We start from the raw sequence: 14024 nt of genomic DNA, 5'->3' as shown, positions 1-14024 counted from the left end.
AATGGGTAAGTGCCGCGTCCGGTGGCGTCAATGGCCGGGCCTCGATTGGTGGTCTTGCGGCGCGCCCACCGTCGGCGTAAAAACCCCGCATGTTCACCGTTGCCGCCCTATATCACTTTACCCGCTTTCCCGACCCTGCTGCGCTGCAAGGCCCGCTTTTGGCGTTGGCTACAGCCAACGGGGTGCGCGGATCGCTGTTGCTGGCAGGTGAGGGGGTGAATGGCACCATCGCCGGACCCCGCGCCGGAATTGACGCCGTGCTGGCACATCTGCGCGCCTTGCCGGGATGTGGTGCGTTGACGTGGAAGGAAAGCACCGCCACAGAGATGCCCTTTGCGCGGATGAAAGTGCGGCTGAAACGGGAAATCGTGACCATGGGGCAGCCCGATGTCGACCCGCGCGCCAGCGTTGGCCACTACATCCGCCCGGCAGACTGGAACGAGTTGATCAGTGCGCCGGATGTGGTGGTGATTGATACGCGTAACGATTACGAAGTTGCGATTGGCACGTTTGAAGGGGCGATTGACCCCGGAACCCGCAGCTTTCGCGACTTTCCCGAATGGTGGCAACAAAACGCCCACCGTTTTCACAACAAACGTGTGGCCATGTTTTGCACTGGTGGAATTCGGTGCGAAAAATCAACCAATTACCTGTTGGGGCAAGGGGTTGAAAACGTCTATCACCTGCAAGGCGGCATCTTGCAGTATCTTGAGGATGTTCCCGAAGATCAAAGCCTTTGGCAGGGCGATTGCTTTGTGTTTGACCGTCGTGTCAGCCTGAAACATGGGCTGAAACAGGGTGACTATGATAGTTGTCATGCGTGTCGCCGCCCGATTTCAGCGGCCGACAAGGCCAGCCCGCTTTATGAGCCAGACGTCTGCTGCCCGCACTGCGCCACGGAATATTCTCAAGACGACCGTGAACGGTTTCGCGAACGCGCCCGGCAGATGCGCCTGGCCGCCAAACGGGGCAAGGCGCATCTGGGGCAGCTTCAGTCGTTGCACGATGCGGGCTGAAGCAGCGTCGCGCAATCCCGCGTCACTTGGGCGCCTTGTGTCGGAAAGTCCAGGCGCGGAAGATCCATGGAAAAGCCGCCCGCCAGTGTCGGTAGCGCGGTCAGCGTAGCAAGGATAAGGCCAAGAGCAATGCGTTTCATCTTGAATCTCCAAACTGAACTACTTGGTTCAGAAACGTATATGAACCGAGTCGTTCAGTTTGGCAAGTAGAACTGAACCGATTGGTTCAGTTTTTTGACGTGTTCACCGGCGACATGCTTACTACCCAGGATCGCTTTCATAAAGGTTCACCAATGATACCCGGTTTCGCCCCCCGCCGACGTTTTTCAGATCTCTCGGAACAGGAAATACTTGCGCTGGCAATCTCCTCTGAAGAGGACGATGCGCAGATCTACCGACAATATGCGCAACATTTACGCGCCGACTATCCCGCCTCTGCGAAGGTTTTCGATGGGATGGCCGTCGAAGAAGACGAACATCGCCGCCGCCTGATCGAAACACATACCAACCGTTTTGGTGATGTGATTCCACTGATCCGGCATGAACATGTCGCAGGGTTTTATGCGCGCAAGCCGGTCTGGCTGATGAAAAACCTGTCACTTGAACGTATCCGCGCCGAAGCTGAAGCGATGGAGCGGGACGCGCACAATTTCTATACGACCGCCGCGCAACACAGCACCGATGCGGCCACCCGCAAGCTGCTGGGTGATCTTGCCGCCGCCGAGGCTGGCCATGCTGAAACCGCGGCCCATCTGTCAGCAACCCACCTTGAACCTGATGCCAAGGCCGAAGAAGACCGCGCCGCCCACCGACAGTTCATTCTTACCTGGGTGCAACCGGGTTTGGCGGGGCTTATGGATGGCTCCGTCTCGACGCTGGCGCCGATCTTTGCCACCGCATTCGCAACGCATGACACCTGGACCACGTTTTTGGTGGGCGCGGCGGCGTCAGTTGGTGCCGGCATCTCCATGGGCTTTACCGAGGCGGCACATGACGATGGGGTGCTTTCGGGACGTGGCAGCCCGTGGAAACGCGGGCTGGCATCGGGGGTGATGACAACATTGGGCGGAATGGGGCACGCGCTGCCATACCTGATCCCCGATTTCTGGACCGCAACTACCCTTGCCATGATCATCGTCTTTATCGAACTGTGGGCGATTGCTTGGATCCAAAACAAATTCATGGAAACGCCCTTTGCCCGCGCCGCCATGCAGGTGGTATTGGGTGGGGCGCTGGTTTTTGCAGCGGGCGCCCTTATCGGGAGGGGGTAGCTGGGCCAGCGTCTTTCCTACCGCGCAGGTGCGTGCTAGCCAAGTGCAGCACTGACCTCATCAGGCGGCTAGGGTATAACGCATCGCAACGGCGATTCTGACGGCGCCGCCGGTTACGGCCCAAGAAGGAGCAAGACTATGCAGACAATCAGCGAAAATCGGTGCTTTGGCGGGGTTCAGGGCGTCTATAGCCACGCCTCATCGGCCACCGGCACCGATATGACCTTTGGCCTGTTTCTGCCCGAAGAGGCCGAATTAGGGTCTGTTCCGCTGTTGTGGTATCTGTCGGGCCTGACCTGCACCCATGAAAACGCGATGACAAAAGCCGGCGCGCAGAAATGGGCCGCTGACCATGGAATTGCCCTGTGCTTTCCCGATACCTCGCCGCGCGGCGAAGGGGTGGCCAATGATGACGCTTATGATCTGGGCCAGGGTGCGGGCTTTTACGTCAACGCAACCGAAAGCCCGTGGGCCCCGCATTTTCGCATGTGGGACTATATCGCGGACGAGCTTCCCCGGGTTCTGACCGCGAATTTCGCCATTGATGAGGACCGCCAGTCAATCACCGGGCATTCGATGGGCGGGCATGGCGCGCTGACACTGGCGATGCGTCTGACGGGGCGTTACCGCTCGGTTTCCGCATTCGCCCCTATTGCCAACCCAGCCGCGTCAGACTGGGGGCGCAAACAGTTCACCGCCTATCTGGGCGCGGATGAGGCGCATTGGCTGGACCATGACGCCACCCATCTGATGACCGAGACGGGCTTTGACGGCGATGTGTTGATCGACCAGGGCACCAGCGATCAGTTCCTGCCGCTGCTGAAACCCGAATCCCTTGCGGCCGCCATGGCCACCCGCCGCCAACCCGGCAGCTTTCGCCTGCAAAAGGGATATGACCACAGCTACTTCTTCATCGCCTCCTTCTTTGAGGAGCATACCGCCTTTCACGCCGAGGCGCTGTATCGCTGATGGCGATTTACCTTGATGCCGATGCCTGCCCCGTCAAGGACGAGGCGGAGCGCGTCGCAACCCGTCTGTGTCAACGGCTGCTGATCGTTTCGAACGGGGGGTTGCGCCCCTCGGCCAATCCGCTGGTCGAAATGGTCTATGTCGCCGCTGGCCCGGACGAGGCGGATAAGTGGATCGCGGATCACGCCGGGCGCGGCGACGTGGTGGTTACGGGTGACATCCCGCTTGCGGCGAAATGTGTCGCCGCCGGGGCGCGTGTGCTGAAGCATGACGGAGAGCCGCTGACCACCGCCAACATCGGCAATGTGCTGGCGACCCGCGATCTGATGGCCGATCTGCGCAGCGCTGACCCGTTTCGTCAAGGTGGCGGCAAGGGGTTTACAAAGGCAGACCGCTCTCGTTTTCTTGACGCGTTGGACCGCACGGCGCGGGCCGCAATGCGCGAGGCTGGGCAATGATCAAAGCCGTGGTGTTTGATATCGGAAACGTACTGATCGAATGGCGCCCGGAACGGGTCTATGACCCGATTTTGGCCCCGGCGGCGCGCGATCACCTGTTTGACACCATCGGCCTTGCCGCGATGAATGAGGCGATTGACGCTGGCGCACCCTTTGCCGCCACCGTCGCCGCCTTTGCTGCGCGCCACCCCGATCATGCCGCCCATATCCGGCTGTGGCACGACCGCTGGACGGATATGTTCGCGCCGGCCATCCCGCATTCGATCCGCCTTTTGCGGGCGCTGCGCCAACGCGGGACGCCGGTTTTTGCCCTGTCAAACTTTGGCGATCAGACCTTTGATCTGGCAGAGCGCATGTATCCGGCGTTGACTGAGTTTGACCGGCGATACATCTCGGGGCGGATGGGGGTCATCAAACCCGACGCCCGGATTTATGAGCAGGTCGAGGCAGATTGCGGTCTACCGCCCTCCGCACTGCTGTTCACGGACGATCGCGCCGAGAATATAGAGGCTGCCGCAGCGCGTGGCTGGCAGACCCATCTTTTTGACGCGCCCGAAACCCTTGCCGCCCGGCTGATTGCCGAGCGCCTTCTGACCCCAGAGGAAGCCGAATGAGCGTTGAGATTATCGGACCCGAGGCCGAGGCCCATCTGGATTGGCTTTGGCTGACAGATGCGCTTGAGGCAGGCCACCGTCTGCCCCGGGCCGAGGTGGCCGACAGCTTTCTCTACCGTGGCAAAGACACGCTTTTGACCCGCTCTGCCTGGATTGACGGGTTGGGGCTGGCGGTCAAGGCGGCCTCGGTTTTTCCCGAAAACCCGGCGGCAGGCGTGCCGATGATCAACGGCGCGGTGACACTTTACGACGACGCCCACGGTTGCCTTGAAGCGATCATAGATTTTCACCTTGTGACCAAATGGAAAACCGCCGGCGATAGCCTGCTTGCCGCGCGCAAACTTGCCCGCCCCGACGCACGCAATATCCTTATCGTCGGCGCTGGCCATGTCGCGCGTTCAATGATAGCCGCCTATTCCGCCGCCTTCCCCGGCGCACGTTTTGCGGTATGGAACCGCTCGCCCGAAGCTGCGCGCGCCTTGGCCAACGCCACCGGTGCCACCGCGACCGAAGACCTTGAGGCCGCCGTGCGCGGCGCGGAGATCATCGCGACAACCACCATGGCCTCGGTACCGATCATCAAGGGGGCGTGGCTGCAACCGGGCACCCATCTGGACCTGATCGGTGCCTACCGCCCCGACATGCGCGAGGCCGATGATGATGCCTTGCGCCGCGCCCGGATTTTCGTTGATGCCCGCGCCACGACCATTCACCATATCGGCGAAATCAAGGACCCCATTTCCCGTGGTGTGATTGGCGAGGCCGACATTCTGGCTGATTACTACGACATACCCGCCGGAAAATTCGCCCGCACCAGCCCCGATGAAATTACGATCTGCAAGAACGGTGGCGGTGCGCATCTGGATCTGATGACCGCGCAGTATATTCTGGCCGCCTGGCGCGGGCGTTAACTGAAAACGGGTTGCATTAGCCTAAGGTCAGGCCCGTTTCGCCACCGCGACGCCCAGCACCTCCAGCACTTTCGCCTCGATCTGCGGCGCGTTCATCCCGGCGGTGGCATACATATCTTCGGGGCTGGACTGGTCGACAAAAACGTCCGGCAGCACCATTGAACGGAATTTGAAGCCCCGGTCAAAGACGCCTTCTTCGGCCAGAAGTTGCGCAACATGGCTGCCAAAACCGCCAACCGCGCCCTCTTCCACGCAGATCAGCGCCTCGTGTTCGCGCACCAGTCGCAGGATCAGGTCACGGTCCAGCGGCTTGGCAAAGCGCGCATCGGCAACCGTTGGTGCAAGTCCGCGTGCGGCCAGCGCCTCGCGGGCCTTCAGCACCTCGGCCAGTCGCGTGCCAAAGGACAAGATCGCCACGCGCCCACCCTCGGCGATGATCCGGCCTTTGCCAATCTCCAGCGGTTCACCCCGCTCGGGCATGTCAACGCCCATTCCTTCGCCGCGTGGGTAGCGAAAGGCCGACGGGCGGTCATCCAACGCCGCCGCCGTGGCGACCATATGCACAAGTTCGGCCTCGTCAGCGGCGGCCATCACCACAAAACCGGGCAGATTGGCCAGAAATGCAACGTCATAAGCCCCGGCATGGGTTGCGCCATCGGCGCCGACCAACCCTGCGCGGTCAATCGCAAAGCGCACCGGAAGGCGCTGGATTGCCACGTCATGCACCACCTGATCGTAGCCGCGCTGCAAGAAGGTGGAATATAGCGCGCAAAAGGGTTTCATCCCGCCAGCCGCCAGCCCCGCTGAAAAGGTCACCGCGTGCTGTTCTGCGATGCCCACATCAAAACACCGGCGCGGATAACGTTCGGCAAAAAGGTTCAACCCGGTGCCATCGGGCATCGCCGCCGTTATCGCCACGATCTTGTCGTCACGCGCCGCCTGATCCAACAGCGCCTTGGCAAAAACCGAGGTATAGCTGGGCGCGTTCGACGGTGCCTTCACCTGTGCGCCGGTTAGCACATCGAACTTTGCGGTGGCGTGGCCCTTGTCTGGGGCGCGCTCGGCCGGGGCGTAGCCTTTGCCTTTTTTCGTGACCACATGGATCAGTGTCGGCCCTGTCGCCCTTGCCCTGAGTGTGCGCAACAACGGTAAAAGCTGGTCCAGATCATGCCCATCCACCGGGCCAACGTAGGTAAATCCCAATTCCTCAAACAGTGTGCCGCCCATCGCCATGCCCTTGAGCATGTCCTTGGCGCGCCGGGCCCCTTCCTGTAACGGTTCGGGCAGCAGGCTGACCGCGCCCTTGGCTGCCGCTTTCAGGTCTTGGAACGGCATCCCCGTGTATAACCGTGTCAGATAAGATGACAGCGCGCCAACCGGTTGCGCGATGCTCATTTCATTGTCATTCAGCACGACGAATAGACGTTTGCCCAGATGGCCCGCGTTGTTCAGCGCCTCGAACGCCATGCCCGCGCTCATCGCGCCATCGCCAATTACCGCAATCGCGTCGCCCGCATCCCCCCCGAGTTCGCGCGCCATCGTAAAACCAAGCGCCGCCGAGATTGAGGTGGACGAATGGCCCGCGCCGAACGGGTCATAGGCACTTTCTGACCGTTTGGTAAAACCTGAAACCCCGCCCTTTGTCCGCAGGGTACGGATCCGGTCGCGCCGCCCGGTCAGGATTTTATGCGGGTAGCACTGGTGCCCCACATCCCAGATGATCTTGTCGCGGGGCGCGTCAAACACCGCATGCAGCGCCACGGTCAGCTCAACCACCCCCAGGCCAGCCCCCAGATGGCCACCGGTGACCGACACCGCTGATATTGTCTCGGCGCGCAGCTCATCGGCCAGCCGGTGCAGATCGCGGTCCGACAGCGCCTTCATGTCTGACGGCAGATGGACGCGGTCCAGCATGGGGGTCTTGGGTTGGTCGGTCATCAGCCCTCCAACGGCTTACATCTGGCGCGCAATAACGAAACGCGCAGCTTCCCGCAAGGTTTGCGCCCGTTCGCCGTAAGGGGCAAGGGCGGCTTCTGCCTCGCAAATCAGTGCAGCGGCACGGGTGCGCGCGCCCTCCAGCCCCAGTAATGACACGAAGGTGGCCTTACCGGCGCCGGCGTCCTTGCCCAACCGCTTGCCGGTCTGCGTTTCATCACCGGTCACATCCAGAATGTCATCGGCAATCTGAAATGCAAGACCAAGTGCAGCAGCATAGGCCGCCAGTGGCGCGCGGTCTTGACCTGCCAATATCGCCCCCGCCTCGGCCGCAAATGAAATCAGCGCCCCGGTTTTACCGGCCTGAAGCGCGGTAATCTGTTCCAGCGTCAGCGGCGCAGCGGCGGTTTCGGCGGCAATATCAAGCGCCTGACCGTAGACCATCCCTTCCGCCCCCGCCGCCCGTGCCAGTGCCGCCACCAGCGCCATACGCCGCTCGGGCGGGCCAAGAACCGGGTCGCAGCACAGCGCAAACGCCAGTGTTTGCAGCGCGTCCCCCGCCAGAACGGCGGTGGCCTGATCCCATTTCACATGCAGGGTCGGCAGGCCGCGGCGCAAATCGTCATTATCCATACAGGGCAGATCGTCATGGACCAGAGAATAGGCGTGCAGCGCCTCGACTGCCGCCGCTGCGGGCAAAGCCTGCGCATCGCTTAGCCCGAACAGCGCCGCACTTTCCAACAGCAGAAAGGCGCGCAACCGCTTGCCGCCCTGCACCGCATAACCCATCGCGTTGCGCAGAGGCCCGTCAGGATGCCCCCGTAACGCGCCATCCAGCGCAATCTGAACCGTGCGCTGAACCTCAGCCAAACGGTCGGGAAACATTCAAAGCCCTTCAACCGGTGTGCTGCCAACCGGCTGCCCACCCTCGCCCAAGGTGATCTTTTCAACCCGCTCTTCGGCGGCTTTCAGCCGTGCCTCGCAATGGGCTTTCAGCGCGGCACCGCGTTCATAAAGCGTAATCGACTGATCCAGCGAGACCTGACCCGACTCAAGGTCTTTCACGACCTTTTCCAAGGCCGCCATGGCCTCTTCGAAACTCATCGCAGAAATATCGCTCATTCGCCCCGTTCCATCAACACCGCCACATGAGCCGCCACGCTGGCCGCCAAAGCGTCTAAATCATATCCGCCTTCCAGCGTCGAGACCACTGGCGCGCCGCAATCGTCGGCCAGATCGCAAATCGCATGGGTCAACCAGCTAAAATCCGCCTCGCGCCAGTTCAGCGCCGCCAACGGGTCCGCCCGATGCGCATCAAACCCCGCCGATATCAGCACCAATTGCGGCTGAAATGCCACTGCGCGCGCGAGGATGTCTTCCCAGGCACGGCGCATTTCCGCCCCACCCGACCCCGGCGGCAGCGGCACATTCATCACCTGCCCGTGCGCACCTACCTCGGTCGCATAGCCGGTGCCGGGGAAAAGCGGCATCTGATGGCTGGAGCCAAAGAAACACCGCGCTTCATCCCACAGCAACTGCTGCGAGCCATTCCCGTGATGCACGTCGAAATCCAGCACGGCGACCCGCGCCAACCCATGATGATCCAGCGCCCGCCGCGCCGCAATTGCCGCGGTGCCGAACAGACAAAACCCCATCGCAGTGACACTTTCAGCATGATGCCCCGGCGGACGCATGGCGACAAAGGCGTTGGCGGCTTGCCCCGCCAGCACCGCATCAACCGCCGCGTTGAGCCCGCCAATGGCGCGCAGGGCCGCCTCATATGACCCCGGCGACAAAAAGGTGTCGCCGTCCAGCTGCGCCCAACCTTGCAACGGGCGCGCCGCCTTGACCCTGTCCAGATAAACGGCCGGGTGACAGCGCAGCACCTCGGCCTCGTCGGCGATAGGGCAGATGCGCCGCTCCAGCCCATCAAAAATCGCGGTGCGCAGCGCGGCATAGATCGCTTCCAGCCGTGCCAGCTGTTCGGGATGACCCGGCGGTGTGACATGCGCCAGACCCGCCTCATGCGTGAAAAATAACGTTCCCATGACACCAAGGTTACGGGGCCAACCGGCGCTCGCCAAGCCCCAACCGCTTTTTCATGCGTCAGGCTTTTGTTTGGCCCAAATACTCATGCCGGCGGCAGCAACAGTTACCGCCCTAAAATCAAAGGGCCACCCTTGCGAGTGGCCCCCGAGATCTACGGAGATGGTCCGGTTAGGGTCTGGTCGATCCGCCGGCCCAGTCAAGGCTCTTTGCCCTCGGGTCTGCCCTCAGGCCACGGCCCCCCTGACTGTCCCAACACCTCTCTCCACTATCACTCTAGACACTGGACCACCTCCTTTCAATGCGTTGCCGTTATCCACAGGCTGCCACATATTTTGTGTTTGTCAAAACCTTTTACGCAATCGGTGGCAATAGTTTTCTCACGATTACGCGAAACGGCAGCAGTGCAACGATTGATAGCGCCAGTTTGACCAGCCAGTCTGCAGTGCCCAGCGATACCCAAAGCGGCACTGTCGGGCCAAACCCCAGCAATGGTAGCGCCTCATTGGCCCAGGACACGTCATTGGTGGGTTCCAGCATGATCAGCGCCGTCGAAAAGGCCACCGAAAAGAAGATCGCCGTGTCAAGCGATGCGCCAATCAGGGTCGACACCAAGGGCGCGCGCCACCACGCGCCAATCCGCAGCCGGTCAAAGACCGCAATGTCCATCATCTGCGCCGCAAGGAACGCCAGACCTGAGGCCAGCGCAATGCGCACCGTCACCAACGGGCCAAACTCGCCCACAATCTGCGTGCCAATCAGCGAACAGACCACCCCGACCAAAAATCCCGCCAGAACCACGCGCCGCGCCGCACCCGGCCCATAGACGCGGTTCATCACATCGGTCACCAGAAACGCGAAAGGATAGGTAAATGCCCCCCATGTCAGCCATTGGCCAAACAGGAACTGCACCAGTATATTCGAGGCCACCACGATGGCGGCCATGGCAATGATGCCGGGAAGATAACGTGTCATCGAAACATCCGTTTTTACAAGGTAGCGGAGACTTGGCCAGTGCCTACCACAGGCAGCGGCGCATTACGCCCAACGCGGCGTTGGGTCAATCCCTGACGCGGTATTCAACAAACTCGGTGCTTTGGAAAAAGCGGAAATTATCATCCGAGACTATGGTAATCCGAATATCGCCACCCGCATCGCGCCAGACCGCAATACCTTCAAGGTTGTCGTGGTGGCCGGCGTGGGTTTCAATCAGCACTTCGCCACCCGTTGCGCTGGCTGGGCCAATATCGAACCGTCGCACGCGGGTCAAAAAACCCAACAACCCCCAAAAGTCACGCTCCAGCAAATAAAGCCGCCCGTCGGGGCCGAAATCGGCCCCCACTGGCAGCCAGTTTCCATCGCGCGGTATCGCGAAAGGTTGATCCCATCGGCCATTTTGAAACCGAAACACGGGGAACGGCACCGAAAGTGACCCCGACTGTTCGGGCAGCGTATAAAGCGCACCATCCTGCCCGATCGCCAGCGCCTCCAGCCCCGAATTTGACTGCATCGCCCTGAACTCGGCCGGTATGGGCAGGCGTTCGGCAGGGGCGTCGGGGCTGGCGTAACGTACAACGCGCGTGACCCCTTCGAACGACACATAGATGGTGCCGTCAGGGGCAATCGCCAGCCCTTCGGAATCTGCCAAAGTGTGCCGCAGAACCTTGCCGTTTCTTTCGCGCAGCCAATGCGGCCCTTCGGCGGTGATGCTGGTGATCAGGCCGCTTTCATCGCGGGTGAAACTGCCGGTCCACAGCGTTGCTCGGTCTGAAACCGTGGTAAAGGTGCCGCCGTTCGCGCTGATATCCAGCCCCGAAAATCCGCCAAATGCCGGATCCGCCACCCGCCATTTCACCGATCCGATATATTCGGCATGCGGCACCCCATCGGCACCAGCCAGTGATGCGGCCAGACAGACCGTTGCCGCGATCAGCGCGAGGCGAGAACGTTTTTGCATTGCGAGGGCAGATCAGACAGCAGATAGGTTTTGGCGTTACGCGGCACAGGGCCCTTGCGTTTGGCTCTTTTGGGCGGGTTGCGCAGCTCTTCCAGATAGGTGGTGACCCACCAGTTCAGCGTCTCATCGCAGCCACTGCCGTTTTTGGAAAGCTCTGCCACCGTCGGCGTTTGCGGGATGCAACCCGACGACCCGGCCGGGCATTTCAACCGGACGTGAAAATGTGTGTTGTGCCCGTAGAGCGGGCGGATTTTCTGCAGCCATGCCTTATCGGCACGGGTTGCCGCATTGCACATCGCAATCTTTACCGCTGCGGCCACGAATATCCGGTCAACCCGGCGGTCCGAGGCGGCGGCTTTCAGCAGCGCATGGTGCTGGCGCGTCCAGTTCCGCGTGACGCGGGTCTGGTCATTGGTGCGCACCGAAACCGACGAGATGTTTTCGCGTTGCTTGCGGCTGAGGTTCAGCCGGTCGGGTGGCAGCATCCAGATATCGGCGTCCAACCCGATCTGATGGCTGGCGTGGCCGCCGGTCATCGGGCCGCCGCGTGGCTGGCTCATATCGCCGATGTAAAGCCCCTTCCAGCCAATCTGCCGCGCCACGCCTGACAGGTCTTGCAAGAACTGCACCAGTTCGGGCTGGCCCCAGTTGCGGTTGCGCGACAATCGCATCGCCTGCCAGGTTGGCCCGGTTTCGGGCAATGCGACCAGCCCCGCGCCGCAGCCCTTCGCGTAAGATCCGATCGCGGCCGGGGCCTGCCGCGACGGTGTGGCATGGGCACCGAACAGTTGGCGCGCAAGGGGTTCGGCGGCAGCGGGGGCCGCACACAGGATCAGGGCGGCAAACAGGGCGCGGATCATGCTTTGTGATCTCCTTCCGGGTTGACCCAGACTAACAACACCAGCCCCAATAGGAAAAGCACGATAAGCGGGGTAATGCCGATCTGCTGACTGTCGCTCAGCTGCGTCATCAGGCCAATCGTCAGCGGTGCGATGAATGAGGTTGCCTTTCCGGTCAGCGCGTAAAGACCGAAACTCTCGGTGATCTTCTCGGGGTTGGACTGGCGCACCATCATCGTGCGGCTGGCCGATTGCAACGCGCCACCCGCCGCCCCGATCAGCCCGCCCATCGCGTAAAATGCGACATCAGGCAGGCTGCTGTTTGACCCGACTGCCATGCCAAACACGCTCTCGCGCGAAATATAGACGACGCCGATAGCCACCAGCGTCAACACGACCACGTTGAAGGTAATCACCCGCTTTGGCCCGAACCGGTCGTCGGCCTTGCCGCCCAGCCAGGCGAAAGTCGCCCCGGTGATCGTGCCCAGGATGCCAAAGATTCCCACATCGACGATCGACCAGCCCAGCACGCCCGCGGCATAGATTCCGCCAAAGAAATAAATGCCGTTCAGCGCATCGCGGTAGAACATGGATGAAAGCAGATAGGCGAACAGGCTGCGTTGTTGTGGCAGGCTGCGCAGCGTTGACTTCAGCTCCGGCCAGGCGCCGCGCGCGGCTGTCAGCATCGGAACCGGATTGGGGTGGCGCACTTCGCGCACCCACAGAAAAAAAGGGATCATGAACACGCCATACCATAGCGCGGTAATCGGCCCCACGGACCGGGTGCCTTCGCGAAGCGCCGGATCAAGCCCCAGGATCGGGCTGATCCCGATCAGGGTCTTTCCGGCGGCATTCTCGGCAAAAAGGGCCAGCATAACGATCAGCGCCAGCATTCCCCCCAGGTAACCAAACGCCCAACCGGACCCTGACACCCGGCCCATATCTTCGCGTTTGGCCAGATCGGGCAGCATCGAGTTGGTGAAGATCGTCGCAAACTCCATACCGATCATGCCAACCCCGAACGAGGCCATGATCAGCCAGACGTTGAAATTGCCGGGCGCCGCATACCAAAGCCCCCATGCCCCCAACACATACATCAGCGAAAACAGCCAGATAAACCGCATCCGGCCCCCGGCCCTGTCCGCGATAGCGCCCAGCAACGGCGCGCATAGGGCGATGATGATCCCGGTGGCGCCAATGCCGTAACCCCAGACCGTCTGCGCCGCCGACCCGTCGCCCATCAGCTCTTTCATGTAGGGGGCAAAGATGAATGTCAGCAGCAGGGTGTTGTAGGGTTGGCTGGCCCAGTCAAAGAAATACCAGCCCCAGATCCGTTTGCGCAGACTTGCCATTCTGTTCCCCCGCAGGCTTTGCGGCGATCAAGCCCGAATTTCACGCGGTGTGCAAGCGCGGTGGTTGTGGGTCGCGCTACATCTGCGGCGGCCAGGGGCGGGCGGCCTCGGCCTCGCACCAGGCGTTGACCCAATCGGGCAGGGCAGGGCTTTCGCCGGTGTGGCCCAGTGCGGCCAACACCTCGGCAGGCGGCACAATCCCCTTCTTTGAGGTGACGGCACCGCGGATGATGATGTGGCTGGAACATTCGCCCCGGCTCCACATGCTTTGTTCCATATAGACAAAGCGTGCGTCCCAACCGATGCAGCGGGTCCGCATCTCAAAGCGCTGAAAGGCCCGAACGCGGCGCCGGTAACGTGTGGTATTGCCGGCTACAACCATCCCCCAGCGGTTTTCTTTCAGCGCACGCGCCAACCCGGTACGCAGTGATAGCGGTATCCGGCCCAGATCATAGAGCGTCAGCGTGCGACCATTGTTCAGCTCTAGCCAGGGGTCGATGTCCCAGGGCCAGCAAACATGCGGTGACACATGGGTGTCAAAAATTCCCAACGCCGGGGCATTGCGGTATTTCAGGGCCTCTTTGGCCATGCGGACGAACGGATACATGCAAGCCTCACAGTTTTGCGTGGGGTGCCCTTTGCCGGCGGCAAGGTCA

At 61.5% G+C, this 14024-nt stretch carries 16 protein-coding genes; 6 read left to right on the top strand and 10 right to left on the bottom strand.

All coding sequences use genetic code 11. The features are described 5' to 3' along the window. Window positions 1–89 precede the first annotated feature (89 nt). On the top strand, window positions 90–1016 hold the full coding sequence (locus ACM62R_RS08880; protein ID WP_415183698.1) for a rhodanese-related sulfurtransferase: 927 nt from the start codon (window positions 90–92) through the stop codon (window positions 1014–1016). Here the strand turns inward: ACM62R_RS08880 and ACM62R_RS08875 are convergent. Beyond that, window positions 992–1156, bottom strand: a complete 165-nt coding sequence (locus ACM62R_RS08875; RefSeq protein ID WP_415183697.1) for a hypothetical protein — start codon at window positions 1154–1156, stop codon at window positions 992–994. The two genes, ACM62R_RS08880 and ACM62R_RS08875, sit on opposite strands and share 25 nt — an antisense overlap. A gap of 153 nt (window positions 1157–1309) precedes the next feature. On the opposite strand from ACM62R_RS08875, the gene mbfA reads away from it, so the two are divergent. From mbfA to ACM62R_RS08850, 5 genes are all read left to right on the top strand, one after another. Further along, window positions 1310–2287 carry an iron exporter MbfA gene (gene mbfA / locus ACM62R_RS08870; protein WP_415183696.1) on the top strand — a complete coding sequence of 326 codons (978 nt, stop codon included), beginning with the start codon at window positions 1310–1312 and terminating at the stop codon, window positions 2285–2287. Between the two features lie 138 nt (window positions 2288–2425). Then, window positions 2426–3256, top strand: a complete 831-nt coding sequence (gene fghA / locus ACM62R_RS08865; protein ID WP_415183695.1) for an S-formylglutathione hydrolase — start codon at window positions 2426–2428, stop codon at window positions 3254–3256. Continuing rightward, entirely contained in the window at window positions 3256–3714 is a 459-nt protein-coding gene (locus ACM62R_RS08860) for a YaiI/YqxD family protein (protein ID WP_415183694.1), read from the top strand. The genes fghA and ACM62R_RS08860 overlap by 1 nt, the downstream gene beginning before the upstream one ends. Continuing rightward, a complete protein-coding gene (locus ACM62R_RS08855; protein ID WP_415183693.1) occupies window positions 3711–4328 on the top strand; it encodes an HAD family hydrolase in 618 nt (205 codons plus the stop codon). Before ACM62R_RS08860 ends, ACM62R_RS08855 begins: the two co-directional genes overlap by 4 nt. Next, the gene (locus tag ACM62R_RS08850; RefSeq protein WP_415183692.1) at window positions 4325–5239 is read left to right on the top strand and encodes an ornithine cyclodeaminase family protein; all 915 of its coding nucleotides are present in this window, start codon (window positions 4325–4327) and stop codon (window positions 5237–5239) included. Before ACM62R_RS08855 ends, ACM62R_RS08850 begins: the two co-directional genes overlap by 4 nt. A 27-nt stretch (window positions 5240–5266) precedes the next feature. On the opposite strand, the gene dxs is transcribed toward ACM62R_RS08850, so the two are convergent. The 9 genes from dxs to ACM62R_RS08805 all read right to left on the bottom strand — a co-directional run bounded on the left by dxs (window position 5267) and on the right by ACM62R_RS08805 (window position 13975). Continuing rightward, window positions 5267–7177: a 1-deoxy-D-xylulose-5-phosphate synthase gene (gene dxs, locus ACM62R_RS08845; protein ID WP_415183691.1), complete on the bottom strand. Its 1911-nt coding sequence runs from the start codon at window positions 7175–7177 to the stop codon at window positions 5267–5269. A gap of 15 nt (window positions 7178–7192) precedes the next feature. After that, window positions 7193–8059, bottom strand: coding sequence for a polyprenyl synthetase family protein (locus ACM62R_RS08840; RefSeq protein WP_415183690.1), 867 nt, complete (start codon window positions 8057–8059; stop codon window positions 7193–7195). Beyond that, the gene (locus ACM62R_RS08835; protein WP_415183689.1) at window positions 8060–8296 is read right to left on the bottom strand and encodes an exodeoxyribonuclease VII small subunit; all 237 of its coding nucleotides are present in this window, start codon (window positions 8294–8296) and stop codon (window positions 8060–8062) included. After that, window positions 8293–9222, bottom strand: a complete 930-nt coding sequence (locus tag ACM62R_RS08830; RefSeq protein ID WP_415183688.1) for a histone deacetylase family protein — start codon at window positions 9220–9222, stop codon at window positions 8293–8295. Before ACM62R_RS08830 ends, ACM62R_RS08835 begins: the two co-directional genes overlap by 4 nt. A 352-nt stretch (window positions 9223–9574) precedes the next feature. Continuing rightward, a complete protein-coding gene (locus ACM62R_RS08825; RefSeq protein WP_415183687.1) occupies window positions 9575–10195 on the bottom strand; it encodes a queuosine precursor transporter in 621 nt (206 codons plus the stop codon). A gap of 85 nt (window positions 10196–10280) precedes the next feature. Continuing rightward, a complete protein-coding gene (locus tag ACM62R_RS08820; protein ID WP_415183686.1) occupies window positions 10281–11177 on the bottom strand; it encodes an esterase-like activity of phytase family protein in 897 nt (298 codons plus the stop codon). Continuing rightward, window positions 11150–12037, bottom strand: coding sequence for a penicillin-insensitive murein endopeptidase (gene mepA, locus ACM62R_RS08815; protein ID WP_415183685.1), 888 nt, complete (start codon window positions 12035–12037; stop codon window positions 11150–11152). The genes ACM62R_RS08820 and mepA overlap by 28 nt, the downstream gene beginning before the upstream one ends. Further along, the gene (locus ACM62R_RS08810; RefSeq protein WP_415183684.1) at window positions 12034–13368 is read right to left on the bottom strand and encodes an MFS transporter; all 1335 of its coding nucleotides are present in this window, start codon (window positions 13366–13368) and stop codon (window positions 12034–12036) included. Before ACM62R_RS08810 ends, mepA begins: the two co-directional genes overlap by 4 nt. Window positions 13369–13444: 76 nt before the next feature. Beyond that, window positions 13445–13975, bottom strand: a complete 531-nt coding sequence (locus tag ACM62R_RS08805) for an acyl-CoA thioesterase (protein ID WP_415183683.1) — start codon at window positions 13973–13975, stop codon at window positions 13445–13447. Between the last annotated feature and the right edge of the window lie 49 nt (window positions 13976–14024).

Source organism: Phaeovulum sp., from assembly GCF_047638075.1.
GTDB lineage: Bacteria > Pseudomonadota > Alphaproteobacteria > Rhodobacterales > Rhodobacteraceae > UBA6197.
This window is presented reverse-complemented; position numbering and strand designations above follow the sequence as displayed.